At 68.7% G+C, this 13196-nt stretch carries 11 protein-coding genes; 5 read left to right on the forward strand and 6 right to left on the reverse strand.

Going from position 1 to position 13196, the window contains the following annotated elements:
* Positions 1–106: 106 nt before the first annotated feature.
* The 3 genes from ACCQ16_RS00410 (at position 107) to proP (ending at position 2878) form a co-directional block, all read left to right on the forward strand.
* Positions 107–505, forward strand: a complete 399-nt coding sequence (locus ACCQ16_RS00410; RefSeq protein WP_008577854.1) for a host attachment family protein — start codon at positions 107–109, stop codon at positions 503–505.
* 20 nt (positions 506–525) lie between these two features.
* Positions 526–855 (forward strand): thioredoxin family protein, encoded by a 330-nt coding sequence (locus ACCQ16_RS00415; protein WP_008577855.1) that lies wholly within the window; start codon positions 526–528, stop codon positions 853–855.
* A 532-nt stretch (positions 856–1387) separates the two neighbouring features.
* Complete coding sequence (gene proP / locus ACCQ16_RS00420; RefSeq protein WP_014088919.1) at positions 1388–2878, forward strand: glycine betaine/L-proline transporter ProP; 1491 nt, start codon at positions 1388–1390, stop codon at positions 2876–2878.
* A gap of 343 nt (positions 2879–3221) precedes the next feature.
* On the opposite strand, the gene ACCQ16_RS00425 is transcribed toward proP, so the two are convergent.
* Entirely contained in the window at positions 3222–3695 is a 474-nt protein-coding gene (locus tag ACCQ16_RS00425) for an SRPBCC family protein (protein ID WP_008577858.1), read from the reverse strand.
* A gap of 170 nt (positions 3696–3865) precedes the next feature.
* Between ACCQ16_RS00425 and ACCQ16_RS00430 the strand changes: the two genes are divergently transcribed.
* Together ACCQ16_RS00430 and ACCQ16_RS00435 are read left to right on the forward strand one after the other, a co-directional pair.
* A complete protein-coding gene (locus tag ACCQ16_RS00430; RefSeq protein ID WP_372380340.1) occupies positions 3866–4660 on the forward strand; it encodes an EcsC family protein in 795 nt (264 codons plus the stop codon).
* 190 nt (positions 4661–4850) lie between these two features.
* Positions 4851–5507: a DUF938 domain-containing protein gene (locus ACCQ16_RS00435; protein WP_122272045.1), complete on the forward strand. Its 657-nt coding sequence runs from the start codon at positions 4851–4853 to the stop codon at positions 5505–5507.
* A gap of 259 nt (positions 5508–5766) precedes the next feature.
* Here the strand turns inward: ACCQ16_RS00435 and ACCQ16_RS00440 are convergent, their stop codons facing one another.
* The 5 genes from ACCQ16_RS00440 to ACCQ16_RS00460 all read right to left on the reverse strand — a co-directional run bounded on the left by ACCQ16_RS00440 (position 5767) and on the right by ACCQ16_RS00460 (position 13124).
* Positions 5767–7548, reverse strand: coding sequence for a carboxypeptidase-like regulatory domain-containing protein (locus ACCQ16_RS00440; RefSeq protein ID WP_277573438.1), 1782 nt, complete (start codon positions 7546–7548; stop codon positions 5767–5769).
* A 157-nt stretch (positions 7549–7705) separates the two neighbouring features.
* Positions 7706–9979, reverse strand: coding sequence for a DUF4175 domain-containing protein (locus ACCQ16_RS00445; protein ID WP_277573437.1), 2274 nt, complete (start codon positions 9977–9979; stop codon positions 7706–7708).
* Positions 9976–11175 (reverse strand): BatA domain-containing protein, encoded by a 1200-nt coding sequence (locus tag ACCQ16_RS00450; protein ID WP_277573436.1) that lies wholly within the window; start codon positions 11173–11175, stop codon positions 9976–9978. Before ACCQ16_RS00450 ends, ACCQ16_RS00445 begins: the two co-directional genes overlap by 4 nt.
* A gap of 43 nt (positions 11176–11218) precedes the next feature.
* Positions 11219–12118 (reverse strand): DUF58 domain-containing protein, encoded by a 900-nt coding sequence (locus ACCQ16_RS00455; protein WP_136733078.1) that lies wholly within the window; start codon positions 12116–12118, stop codon positions 11219–11221.
* 13 nt (positions 12119–12131) lie between these two features.
* Positions 12132–13124, reverse strand: a complete 993-nt coding sequence (locus ACCQ16_RS00460) for an AAA family ATPase (protein WP_029818155.1) — start codon at positions 13122–13124, stop codon at positions 12132–12134.
* Positions 13125–13196 lie beyond the last annotated feature (72 nt).

A 13196-nucleotide genomic window follows, 5' to 3' on the forward strand; every position in this document is an offset into this window, starting at 1 on the left:
TAACGCGCTGCTGACACCGGCTAGGCGCAATCCTTACATCTTCTCGCCTAGGTTGAGACCGACTGGCGCTGCAGTGGCAGTGTCAACATCGATCAGGAGAAATGGGATGAGTCTGCAAATTCCTCAGGGCGCCTTGGTAGTGGTGGCCGACGGCGGCGAAGCCCGCTGGTTCACCAACACCGGCAACGAATCCAAGGTGGTGTTGCGCCAGCACGCGCGCACCGACGTGCAGAACGTCGATGACGACGGCCCGGCCGGCAAGGCGCCGCAAGATCTCACCGAAACAGACCTGGACGAAATGACATTCGCCAAGCAGCTCTCGCACGCCTTGAACGATGGCGCCTTGAAGCACGAGTACACGCACCTGGTGCTGGTGGCCGACCCGACCACCTTGGGCCGCGTGCGCCCGTTGCTGCACAAGGAAACCCAGCAGCGCCTGGTGGGCGACCTGGCCAAGGATCTGACCAACCTGCCGCTGGAAGATATCCAGCGCGCCTTGTCGTAATCAAGCGGAGCATCCAGACGATGGGCTTCGTTCGCCAGTACGCCTCCCAGGCCCCGGAACGCAGCGCAGTGGAGGCACAGACCGGTTTGCAGGTTCTGGAATTCGGTACCGACTGGTGCGGCCACTGCATTGCCGCGCAGCCGCTGCTGCAAAAGCTGTTGGGCGGATACGAAGCGATCGACTACCGCAAGATCGAAGACGGGAAAGGGCGGCCGCTGGGCCGCTCTTTTCGCGTCAAACTGTGGCCCACCATTATCCTGCTGCGCGACGGGCAGGAACTGGCACGCGCAGTCAGACCGCAAACGCGTGAGGACCTGCAAGACCTGTTGTCGCTGCTGGATGCAGCCTGATTGCACGCAACATCGCATCGCCTTGAGATGCGCTTGCACGGCGCTGAGCATCGCTGACGAACGTTGGCGTGCGGTCGCCTGACGCAGGCGCAGCAGGTTTTCATTCTCTGTAAAAAGCGGGCTTGCGATGCATCGTGCTGCTGCAGGTGCTGCGTCACGCAGGGCGTGCGCGACATCGTCGCAGCGGATGCGTACACAGCGGACGGGCGCGTACGCATCGCGCACCAGTGCAGATGAATCGGCCAGAAAACAAGGTGTTTTGCGCGCCTGGCGCCGTCGCGCCTGCATCGATCGGCCGGCTGTAGTAACATAGCGCACTGATCAAGCCCTTGGGCAATGCCCATCCCTTGGTCGTCTGTCCCGCAGCGTCGTTGAATCCACGCGGCCGTCCGGGAATGCCTCCGGTGTCATCTAAGTGCAATGCGTTGCCGTACTTGCGTGATGTGCCGTGTCCTGTGCGTTGCCAGGGCGTGTGGGTAGCGACGGCCTGCGCCCGACGAGATATCCCGGGCGCAACTTACGGAGACCATAAATGCACGATGCCCGCGCGATGCGTTCGCACTTTGGCTGGTTCAAACGCCGCCGCCAGCTGCAACTGGATGACGTCACCGTGGTGGACCGCAGCATGCTGCGCAAGGCCGTCGGCGCTGCGGCGCTCGGTAATGCAATGGAGTGGTTCGACTTCGGCGTATACGGCTATTTGGCGGTGACGCTGGGCCAGGTGTTCTTCCCGGCAAGCAACCCCACCGCACAATTGATCGCGACCTTCGCCACCTTCACCGTGGCCTTTCTGGTGCGGCCGATCGGCGGCATGGTCTTCGGACCGCTCGGCGACCGTTACGGGCGCCAGAAAGTCCTGGCCGCCACGATGATCCTGATGGCGCTGGGCACCTTCAGTATCGGCCTGATTCCGGCTTACGAGCGCATTGGCTTATGGGCGCCTGCACTGCTGTTGCTGGCGCGTTTGCTGCAGGGATTTTCCACCGGCGGCGAATACGGCGGCGCGGCCACCTTCATTGCCGAATACGCCACCGACCGCAATCGCGGCCTGATGGGCAGCTGGCTGGAGTTCGGCACGCTGGGTGGCTACATCGCCGGCGCCGCCACCGTGACCGCCTTGCACATGAGCGTGACTCCGGCGCAGATGCTCGATTGGGGCTGGCGCGTGCCCTTCCTGATCGCCGGGCCGTTGGGGTTGCTGGGCCTGTACATGCGCATGAAGCTGGAAGAGACCCCGGCATTTCGCGCCTATACCGAACAATCCGAGCAGCGCGAACGGCAGACCGCCGCGCAGGGCCTGACCACGCTGCTGCGCCTGCATTGGCCGCAACTGCTCAAGTGCGTGGGCCTGGTGCTGGTGTTCAACGTCACCGACTACATGCTGCTGACCTACATGCCCAGCTATCTCAGCGTCACGATGGGTTACGCCGAGAGCAAGGGCTTGTTGCTGATCATCCTGGTGATGCTGGTGATGATGCCGCTCAACATCGTCGGCGGCATGTTCAGCGACAAACTGGGCCGGCGGCCGATGATCATCGGTGCCTGCATCGCGTTGTTTGCGTTGGCGATCCCGTGCCTGTTGCTGGTCGGTAGCGGCAACGACGGGCTGATTTTCGCCGGGCTGATGCTGCTTGGCCTGGCCCTGGTGTGCTTCACCAGCTCGATGCCGTCCACCTTGCCGGCGCTGTTCTACACGCCGGTGCGCTACAGCGCGTTGTCGATTGCCTTCAACGTGTCGGTGTCGTTGTTTGGCGGCACCACGCCGCTGGTCACCGCCTGGCTGGTGGAGCGTACCGGCGACCCGCTGGTGCCGGCGTACTACCTGATGGGCGCAGCGGCGATCGGCTTGCTGACGATGCTGTTCGTGCGCGAAACCGCGGGATTGCCGCTACGCGGCTCGCCGCCGGCGGTGGCCAGCGATGCCGAAGCGCGCGCCCTGCTGCAGGCCGACAGCCCGGTGACGGTGGATGCGCAATTGCCGGTCACCACCACAGCGTCGATGGGCCAACCGCGCACGGCGTGAGTTGTCGGCGATTCGCACGGCATGCATTTGTGGCTTCAGGCGCATGCGGTGCTGTTGCAGCAACCGATGAGATCACGCCAGAGGCGATGCGGGCGATGACGCTGCGCATCGCCGCCAATGTGAAGGCAGGCGACGGCCGGAACCTTTGAAGATGACGGTCGGCGGGCTAATAAAACCGTCGCGAGCAACCGCTTGGCGGTTTGCGTAGCAGCGGTGTTGGCTGTGCTTGTTCGTCACGCACAGGATGGGTGGAAACTTCGCTTCGCCAAGTTTCAGGTCCACATGCTGTTGCCCGTGATCGACGCAGCGCGTTGCACGATGCTGCGGTTCGCCGCTGCTGCCTTTAGCGTGCGGTGTACGGGTTGTGCTCTGGCAACACGGGCATGCGCATATCGGCCGACGGCGCGCCTTCGCCGGTTTCCACATAGCGTTTGAGGCTGCTGCCGAGAAAGAAGCGCCAGCCACGCGCGCAGGCCTCCTTGCACGGCGAATCGCGATACCCGGACTGCACGAAATCCACCTGCGTGCCCTGGCTGATGGAGCGCAGCTCAAAGCGCATCACCGTGCCTTTCCAGGCGTCGGTGTCGAGCATGTTGGAGTCGTGGCAGCGCCAGCACACCAGTTGGTGATCGGCGCCTTCGTCGATGCTCAGTTCCACACGCCAGCCCTGCCGGCTCCAGTCCAGGCGCACCAGATCGTCGGCCAGGCTCACTTCACGGGTCCACCAACGCGCAAGCTGCCTGGGCTCGGACAACGCGGCGCAGACCACTTCCGGCGCGGCGGCAATGACGATGCTGTGGCGGATCTCGCAATTCATCTGGTGAGCATTCGCTGCTTGGACGCCGATGATTGCCGCATTTTAACAGCCAATTGCGCTGCAGGCCCAACAGGGTCCGGTTCGCTTGTGCGGCACTCACATCGCGCTGGGTACCATCGGCCAGGTCCCAACCATGATGAGCAGGCATGACGACGCTTCCGATACCGGTGATGGACGCTGCCGCGCAGCGCGATCTGGCCACGGCCCACGCATTGCTGGAAAACCCCGGCGTGGCAGCGCAACTGGCCAATGCGCTGGGCGCGCCGATCGAGAGCCTGATCACCAAACGGCTTCCCAAAGTAGTGACCCGCAGCATCGACGGCGTGACCCGTCGCGCACTTCAGGTGGCGATGAAATCGGCGTTGCTGAGCCTGCGCGGCAAGGCCGATGCGCAGCAACCGGCATCCACGACGCGGCATACGCTGGCGGTGGCGGTTTCCGGCGGTGCAGGCGGGTTTTTCGGCCTGCCGGGCTTGATGGTGGAGGTGCCGGTGACCACCACGGTGATGCTGCGCTCCATCGCCGATATCGCCCGTGCCGAAGGTGAATCGCTGCACGACCCGGACACCGCGCTGGCGTGCCTGGAAGTGCTGGCGCATGGCGGGCGCAGCGCCAGCGACGACGGCGCCGAATCCGGCTACTTCGCAGTACGTGCGGCGATGGCGCAGCAATTGAGTGCGGCGGCCAGCTACGTGGCCGCACACGGTTTTGCCAGCAAGGGCGCACCGGCGTTGGTCTCGCTGGTCTCGCGCATCGCGGCGAAGTTTTCGGTCAACGTGGGCGAAAAACTCGCCGTGCAGGCAGTGCCGCTGGTCGGCGCAGTCAGCGGCGCCACGCTCAATACCGTGTTCATGCGCCACTTCCAGGCGATGGCGCGCGGACATTTCATCGTGCGTCGGCTGGAGCGTCGCTTCGGCGAAGATGCGGTGCGGCGCGCGTACGAGGCATTGCCGCCGCCGCGGTGATGCGTGCCGCTGCATGCGAAGGTCGCAGATGACTGCAAGGTCATCGTGCAGTAGGTGTCGCAGCCACGGGTGACGCTGGCCCAACGCAACGCAACGAAACGCGCTGCGGGCGAAGGGCCGCGGCATCCGGTTCACCGAACGGTTGCCGCCAAGCGATGCTTGGGCGCGATAATCGCCGCAACCACGACAGATGCCGATGATGCCCAAACCGTTTTCGCCAGCGTCCGCGCGCAACCGCGACCCCATTCTCGAGGTACTGCGCACGCATTTCGCCGACCGGCAGCAGGTGCTGGAAATCGGTGCGGGCACCGGGCAACACGCAGTGCATTTCGCTGCGGCGATGCCATGGTTGCAGTGGCAGGCCAGCGATCACCTCGATCATCTTGCCGGCATGCGGCAATGGCTGGACGAGGCGGCGCTGCCGAACACGCCGCCACCGATTGCACTGCAGGCCGTGCCCACGCCCACGCCCGGGCTCGCACCGCCGCCCAGCCTGCCGGTGCTGCGTGGCGGCCAGCGCGGCTTCGATGCGATCTACAGCGCCAATACCTTGCACATCATGGGCTGGCTGCAGGTGCAGGCCTTGTTCGCCGGATTGCCCGCGGTGATGGCGCCCGATGTGGTGCTGGCGATCTACGGGCCGTTCAACCGCGATGGGCAATTCACCAGCGACAGCAATCGCGCCTTCGACACCATGCTGCGCGAGCGCGACCCTGCCTCGGGTATTCGCGATGCCGAAGCGGTGGATGCGTTGGCGGCATCGGTGGGGTTGCAGTTGATCGATGACGTGGCCTTGCCGGCGAACAATCATTGCCGGGTGTGGCGGCGGCTGACGGCGGCGAGTTAATCACCGGCACTGCTGGGCGGACTTGATGGGCATGTTGTTGGTTCGGCGCGAAGTCTCACCGTGTAGCGACAAGCCTGCGCATTTGCGTGTGGAATCCAACGCGTGCTGCGTCGCGAGGCGCAAATGACGCACCGGTGAGCCGTCTGCTGCGAATCGCACCGCGGGATTCAAGACCACGCGCGACTCTGTGCAGCGGGCCATTCCGCCCTTGGCAACGTCGATCTGCAACGCCGCCTTTCCTAGGTCGTTCAAGCGCTTGTTACGGCACCCGTTGCGAAGGTCGCTTTCGCTCAAACCACCACAACGCGGCGGCCGCGCCGAGCCAGACCAGCAGCCACGGCCAGCGCGCGCCGGGTTGGGTAGCAGGGTGTGCAATGGGTGCGGAGGCAGCGCCGGCCGCCAGGGCGATGGTGGCGAGGCGGCTTTGCTGTGCGTACAGGGCCGGCGCTTCATTGGGCGCGCGGACATGGAGCCAGCGTTGGGTGTTGCCGCTCTCCAGGCGATGCCAGCCGGGGGTTGCCGGCCAGTAGCCGGCGCAACGCGGCCCATTGCCGTTGCGTTCCGGCAGTAATGGGTGGCGAGCCCGGTCAGGGTCGGTCACCAAGGCGTCGGCGTGCAGGTCGCACAGCGGCATGCGGTGTTGCGACCAGCCTTCCTGCACCGGGGTGGGCAGCGCGCCGCCTGGGCGGGCGACGGCGCCGGACAACTGCGCCCAGAGCGCGGCGTGCAGATCGCTGCGGCCGGCCAGCACCAGCGCGAAGCTGTCTTCCACCAGGCCGATGCCGATGCGCCCGCGGCCCTGGGCCCGCCACCAGCCCAGGGCGCTGCCATCGTCGGCGCGGGCGGCGACCAGGGCGTCGGTGGCTTGCGGTTGCAGGTCGCGACGTTGCAGCGGCGCCAGCGTCAGGGCGTCGCCGGGGCCGCCGGCAGGATTCGCGGGCGCGGCCGGCGGCGAGAGTCGCTGCGGTGCGGGCACCGGGCTGCTGGTGCTGCCGCCGCTGACGCCGAGGCCGAGCGCGGCCAGCGCAGCGCGGGTGTTGGCGTCCAGCGGCCCGTCGGTGCGCACCAAGACACCCAGGCCGCGCTGGATCGCGGCGCGTAAGGTCTGGCGCTGCGCAGCACCCAGTGCGACCAGGCGGCGCGGGTCGACGATCAGCAGGTCCAGCCGGTCCAGGCTGGCCGCATCCAGCGCGGCGCCCTCGCCGAGTTGCACGCCAGCGCCGACCGCGATCTGGCTACGCACGTCCAGCCCGGCATCGCTGGCCCAGCGGCGCAGGTATTTCAGCTCCGGCTGCGGCGCGCCGGCCAGGAGCAGCACGCGCATCGGCGCCATGGCAGCGATCAGCACCGGTACCTCCACGCGGCTGCGTTCTGCACCGGCGGCATCGCGTGCACGCACGGCGAACAGCACCTGGCCCGGCGCGCGCGCCAGGCCGCGCAGGCGCACGCGGCCGGCGCGGTCGGCCACGGCGCTGTCCACCACCTGCCCGGCCGGATCGAGCAGTTCCACGCGCGCGTCGGGAAGGCCCTGCACCTGCGCAGACACCGCAATGGTGTCGCCCGGGGCGACTGGCGGTGGGGGCGAGACCGCGACCACGCCGCGTGGGGCGGGGCTGAGCTTCAGCCGCAGCGGAATGTTCAGGCCCTCACGGTCGCGCGCGGGCAGGCCGCTGCCATGCACCACCAGCGCCGTGGTGCCGGGTGCGCGCCGCAGTGCGGTGGCCAGGTCCGGCACGCGCATCACGCCGGGTAATGCGGGCGCCTCGGGCAGGGCGACCCAGCGCGCGAGGTCGCCGGTGGAGATCTGCCCGGCGGCGGTGCTGGCGGTGGCGACATGCAGTTCCCCACCGGTACCGGCGCGCGGCGGGGGCAGCAGCACCGGATAGAGCAGTACCGCGAGCAACGGTTGGGCGGCGAACAGCAGCCAGAGCCGGGTGCGCGCATACGGCTGCCGGTGGTGCGCCCGCACCAGCCGCACGCAGCCGATGACGGCGATCAGCAGCAATGCCGCACCGACCAACCAGGGCAAGGAGGGCGTCATGGTTGGTGCTCCGGGCGCAATGCATCCTGAAAGCGCCCGCCGTACAGCCTTGGCGATGCGGTCCGCGCCCACGACGGCGGACCGCCTGCTGCCAGGTCTAAAGACCACCTCGGTCCGATCGAGCGGTGCACCGGGAGCAGGCGGATCAGTGCGGGACTCACGGCTGCATCTCCTGCCGCAGCGCATCCAGGTAGCGCTGGCCCCGAGCGTCGGGCGCGGCGCGGCGATGCGGTGCTGCCGACGGGGCGAGCAGGGTGCGCCAGACCTGGACGCGCAGCTGGGTGCGGCAGCGGGCGCAATCGGGTTCGGCGCGCAGGGTTTCCACGGCGGCGGCCAGGCCCAGCGGGTCGTGCAGGCGGTCGTGCTGGGTCTGCAGCCACTGCGCGTAGCGGGCCAGGGTGGCGTCGGGCACCGGGGCTGCCTCGCCCAGCGCATCCCACAGCTGCAGCGCGGACGGGTCCGGGGCCGGGCGGGTGTCCAACCCGGCGGCACGGTCGCCCAGGCCGGCGCGATCGCCGCTCAGCCGCCGGCTGGGGTCGATCGGCGGCAACTGCGTACCCACGCGCGCCAGGTAGATGCGTTCGGCCTGCTGCACCTGTTTGATGAAGCCCAGCGCCTTGTTGGCGTACGGCAGCGCGCGCTCGGGGTGGCCCTGGCGCAGCTCGCCTTCGGATTGCCACATCTGGTCCAGCGCGGCGCGCAGAAGGGCGCGGGTTTGCGGGTCGAGCAGGGTGGCGGCTTCGGCGTGGTCGTGGGTATGGCCGAATTCGGCCAGCACGTTCTCTGCCTGGCCGAAGCTGCTGCGCTCGGGCCGGCCGTCGCTGCCGCCATGGTCGTGGTCGTCCAGTGCGGCGGCGCCGGGCTCGCTGGCGTGGGCGTCGTGATCGTGATCGTGAGCGTCGTGGTCATGCGCGGCGTGCGTGTCCGAAGCAGCGGCCGGCGCGCTTGGCGCATCGGCGGTGGGCATGTCGGCGGTGGGTAAATCGTCGGCCGGGGCGTCGCTGGTGGGTGGCGCGTCGGCAGTCGGCGGACCTTGCGGCGCGCCTTCGCTCTCTTCGCCGAGGAATTGGCCATAGCGCAGCCGCAACAGGCGCTGGTCCACGCCGATGGCATCGGAGCGCTTGAGGAAGCTGGCCGCGTCCAGGCGCGGTTTCTCCTTCAGCAGTGCCTGCGCGTCGATGATGATCTGGCGCTGGCTGCGGAAGTAGGCCGGCAAGGTCTGCTTGACGCTGGCTTCCAGGCCGGAGGCCATGGTCTGTTCGGGCGGCGGCCAGCGCAGGATCACACTGGCGCTGCGGCCTTCCTGCGGGCCGGGCTGGCGGGTGTCGTGGACGATGAGCTGGGCAATCAGGTCGTCGCCCGCGGCCATGCCCAGTGCCTGTGGCTGCACAGTGGTGGCAAAGCCGCGTTGCCGGGCCGGGCCGCTGCCGGTGAGCGTGCGGCGCTGGGTGCTGAAGGTGATGTTTTCGCCGCTGCCCTGGGCCAGGGTGAGGCGCAGCTCGGCGCTGGCGGCCACGGCGTAGTCGTCGCTGGCTTCGAAACGTAGCGTCCAGCTGCGGTTGGCCGGGGACCACAGCACCAGGCTCTGTTCGGGGGCGAGCACACGCACCTGCGGTGGGCGGTCGGGCAGCACGTCCAGCCGATGCAGCTGGCGGTCGGCCGGCGCGCCGTCGATGAGGATGCGGTACAGGGTGGCGCGCTCGGCGACCCAATGGCCTTGCCACGTCTCGCTGCTGCCTTCTCGCGCCAGCGCGACGGTGCGGCCGTCGGTAAGCCGCAGGGCCACGCTGCGCGGCGCCGGGCTGACCTGCAGTTGCCAGTTCAGCCGGGTGCCGGCCGGCACCTTCGCATCCAGGCCGGGCAGGCGCGCGGCCGGCAGACCGGTGTAGGCCGGCGGGCTGCTGCGTAGCTGCGCCTGACGCAGCGTGGGGGCGCCACTGCTGGCACGCGCGGCGGCAACTCGGTCGGTTGGCGGGGTGCGTTGGGTGGCCGGTTGCGGCCACAGCAGCAACGCACCGCAGGCGAGCACACCCAGCACGCTCCAGGGCCAGGCGCGGCGCCACGGCCAGGCCGGGCGCAGATCGCGCGGGGTGCTGCGCAGGCGCTGCTCCAGCCGTTGCCGTTGCAGGGTCTGCAGCGGACCGAGTTGAGCGATCGGCGCGAACAGCAAATCGCTGCTGTCCTCCAGATCTGCATCGCGGTCCAGCCGGCGGATCAGCCAGGCCTGGTCGAGACGCCGCGCGGCCAGCAGCGCCGCGCCGCCCACTGCCAGCAGGCCCAGAAGCAGCAGCACCACGACGGCGACCTGCGCACCGGCGCGCCACGCCAGCGCCGCCGGCAGCGCTGCCCACGGCAGCCCGAACAACAGCACGCCTGCGGCCTGTCGCCGCCGTGCCGCCTGCCACGCCCGCTGCAGTGCCGGCGTGCTCATGCGGGAGTGGCCCGGCGCAGCGCGGTGGCCAGCCAGCGTTCGAGCGCAAACAGCAGCAGCACCAGGCCGATCAGCCACGGCGCCAGCGGTCGCGGCGTGGTCGTCAGGCGGGCGGCGGCACCGCGCTGCGGGTGCTGGGTCTGCGCCAGTGCGCGCTGCGGTGTGGGTGCTGGTTGCAGGGCGTCGTGCAGGCGGGTGGGGAAGTCGGCATCCAGCAGCGCCGGCAGTTGCTGCGGTTGCAATGGTGCGGCCCAGCGCAGCACGCGTCCGCGGCCGAGCGCTGCGGTATCGAGCCATGGCGCGCCAGAGGCGGTCTGTTGCACGGGCTGCAGCAGCGCGGCGAGGTTGGGCGGGAGAGGTGTCTGCGCATCCACCAGCAACTGCCCACCGGCTGCGACCCAGGCCATCACCGGCGCCGGCGGGGCACTGCGCGACAGCCACGCCACCACGGTGCCGGGACCCCAGCGCGAAGGCTGCGCGTTGGCCGGCGTGCTTATCGGCAAGCTGCCCGGCAGCGCCCAGGCGGCATGTACGGCACGCAGATAGCGCAGGGCCGGCGTGGTGCTGTCGTCGGCAATCGCCTGCAGTCGTAGCGGCGCGGCAGCAACGGGCGCCGCAAGCGGCGACTGACCGGGCACGACCTGCCAGCGCACCTGATGCGACAACTGCAGCCGTTGCGCATCCAGCGGGCCCCACTGGGCCGGCACGATCACGCTGAGCGCCGCATCCGCCGGCAGGCTGGCATCGAGCTCGCGCAACAGGCTGGAGACCGGCTGCGTCGCGCCTGCAGGCCTAGCGAGTGTCTTGTGGGTATCGGCATCCGCATCTGCATCGACCGGCGGGAAGCCCGGCGCCAGCCATACCCACCGCGCGTCCGCGACGTGGCGCAGCTGGCGTGCGGCGGCCACATCGACTCCCGGGCTGAGCGCAATGCGTGGGCGTGCATCGTCATGATCGCGCACGGCCGGTTCGGCCAGCAGCAGCGCCACCGCAACCAGCAGCAACAAGCGCGCCAGCAGCAGCGGCCATTCGTCCAGACGCACGCGGTGGCGTGGGCGCGGCAGCGCACGCAACCAGCGCAACGCGGCGAAGTCGGTCGGCCGGTGTTCGCTGCGCCGGGCCAGATGGATCAGCAGCGGCAGCAGCAACGCGGCCAACGCGGCCAGTCCCGCAGGGAAAAGCAACAGCAGGTTCATCGCGGCACCCGCCTGGCGGCGTGGTCGCGGCCGAACGGCCAACTCATCGCTGCGCACCTTCGGATCCAAACAACCGGCGCAATGCCGCGTCGGGTGCTGCGTCCAGATACTGCACTGCGTGCGTGATGCCGGCGGCCTGCCAGCGCGCCTGCTGCGCGCGCTGTGCCGCGCCGAAGCGGTGCAGATAATCGGCGCGCATGGCCGCGCCATCGCCCAGCAATTCTTCGCCGGTTTCCGGGTCGCGAAACCGGTGCCCGCCGCTGAAATCGAAATCGCGTTCGTCGCAGGTCAGCACCTGCAGTTGCATGACCTCGCGGCGCGCGGCGGCGAGTTTTTCCAGTGCAGCGTTGAGTTCTTCGTCGAAGCCATCGCCGATCGACAGCACCAGCGCATGCGTGGCGATGCGTTCCCACAACGGGCGCACGGCGGCCATGCCCGGCCAACGCCCACCGGCGCGCAGTCCATGCAGGGCCAGCCATAGCCGGTCGCGCTGCCGCGGACCGCCACCGGCCGGCACTGCCACCAGCCCGCCGCCGTGTACCGCAAACAGGCCGACCTGATCGCCCTGCTGCAGCGCGATCTCTGCAGCGCAGGCCGCCAGCATCGCCATTGTTTGAAGCCGCGTGCTGCCGGGGCGCGCGTGATCGGCCTGGCCGGCAGATGCGGTGGCGTCGAGCAATAACCACAGCGTGAGCGGGCTTTCGCGCTCGGCTTCGCGCACGAAGAAGCGGTCCGAGCGCGCGTAGAGTTTCCAGTCGATCTGGCGCAGCGCATCGCCCGGTTCGTAGGCGCGGTATTGCGCAAATTCCAATCCAGCGCCGCGGCTACGGCTGGCATGTTGGCCGATGCCGTGCGCACCCTGTGCATGACGCGCACGCAGCTGCAGGCCACGCAGGCGGCTGCGTACGTCGCTGGGAATCAATGCCGGCACGTCCACACTCACGCCGCGCGACGCCTCAGGTAGGGAATGGCACGGCGCGCAGCAATGCGGCGACCACGTCGTCGGCTGTGCGTTGTTCGGCCTCGGCCGCGAACGAGAGCAACAGGCGGTGGCGCATCACCGGCGCCGCAAGCGCCACCACGTCTTCGCGGGTGGCTGCAAAGCGGCCATGCAGCAGTGCGCGCGCCTTGGACGCCAGCACCAACGACTGCCCGGCGCGCGGGCCGGCGCCCCACTTGATCCACTGACGCACCTCGTCGCTGGCCTGCGGGCCAGGACGGCTGGCACGCACCAGACGGTTGATCCAGGTCAGCAACTCTGCGCCCACATGCACCTGCCGCACATGCTGTTGCAGCGCCTGCACGCTGGCCGCGTCCATCACCTTGGGTACCTGCGCGATTGCGCTGCCGGTGGTCTGGCTAAGGATGTCGCGCTCTTCCTGCTCGCTGGGATAATCCACCCGCACATGCAGCAGGAAGCGATCCAGCTGCGCTTCGGGCAACGGGTAGGTGCCGGCCTGTTCGATCGGGTTTTGCGTGGCCAGCACGAAGAACGGCGCCGGCAGCGCATAGGTGGTGCCGGCATAACTCACCGTGCGTTCGCTCATCGCTTCCAGTAATGCGGCCTGGGTCTTGGGCGGGGTGCGATTGAGTTCGTCGGCCAGCAGCAGATTGGTAAAGATCGGCCCTTGCTGAAAGCGAAAATGCCGATGCCCGGTGCCGTGGTCTTCTTCCAGCAACTCGGTCCCCAGGATGTCGCTAGGCATCAGGTCGGGGGTGAATTGCACGCGGCGAAACTGCAGTTCCAGCGCCTGCCCCAGCGAGCGCACCAGCAGCGTCTTGCCCAGGCCCGGCGCGCCTTCCAGCAGGCAATGGCCGCCGGCGAGCAGGCCGATCAGCAATTGCTCCACCACCGCGTCCTGGCCCACCACGGCCCGGGCCAGGGCGGCGCGCAACGTGCCCAGCTGGGAGAGCTGCGCGGTGAGGATGTCGTCGTTGGGGGAGGTCATGCGGGAACTCTCGTTGGATGGTTGCTGATGCGCGGCGCGCTTGCGCGCGAGGCCTCAGCGGTGATTCTTGAT

It is taken from the genome of Xanthomonas sp. NCPPB 1062, from assembly GCF_041481705.2.
Classification (GTDB): Bacteria; Pseudomonadota; Gammaproteobacteria; order Xanthomonadales; family Xanthomonadaceae; genus Xanthomonas; species Xanthomonas euvesicatoria.

Excerpts from the sequence above, each read along its gene's own strand:
- ACCQ16_RS00425 (WP_008577858.1), bottom strand. The coding sequence starts at position 3,695 with ATGAATTGCGAGATCCGCCACAGCATCGTCATTGCCGCCGCGCCGGAA.
- ACCQ16_RS00445 (WP_277573437.1), bottom strand. The coding sequence starts at position 9,979 with ATGAGCACGCCGGCACTGCAGCGGGCGTGGCAGGCGGCACGGCGGCGA.
- ACCQ16_RS00415 (WP_008577855.1), top strand. The coding sequence starts at position 526 with ATGGGCTTCGTTCGCCAGTACGCCTCCCAGGCCCCGGAACGCAGCGCA.
- ACCQ16_RS00430 (WP_372380340.1), top strand. The coding sequence starts at position 3,866 with ATGGACGCTGCCGCGCAGCGCGATCTGGCCACGGCCCACGCATTGCTG.
- ACCQ16_RS00410 (WP_008577854.1), top strand. The coding sequence starts at position 107 with ATGAGTCTGCAAATTCCTCAGGGCGCCTTGGTAGTGGTGGCCGACGGC.
- ACCQ16_RS00460 (WP_029818155.1), bottom strand. The coding sequence starts at position 13,124 with ATGACCTCCCCCAACGACGACATCCTCACCGCGCAGCTCTCCCAGCTG.
- ACCQ16_RS00440 (WP_277573438.1), bottom strand. The coding sequence starts at position 7,548 with ATGACGCCCTCCTTGCCCTGGTTGGTCGGTGCGGCATTGCTGCTGATC.
- ACCQ16_RS00435 (WP_122272045.1), top strand. The coding sequence starts at position 4,851 with ATGCCGATGATGCCCAAACCGTTTTCGCCAGCGTCCGCGCGCAACCGC.
- proP (WP_014088919.1), top strand. The coding sequence starts at position 1,388 with ATGCACGATGCCCGCGCGATGCGTTCGCACTTTGGCTGGTTCAAACGC.
- ACCQ16_RS00450 (WP_277573436.1), bottom strand. The coding sequence starts at position 11,175 with ATGAACCTGCTGTTGCTTTTCCCTGCGGGACTGGCCGCGTTGGCCGCG.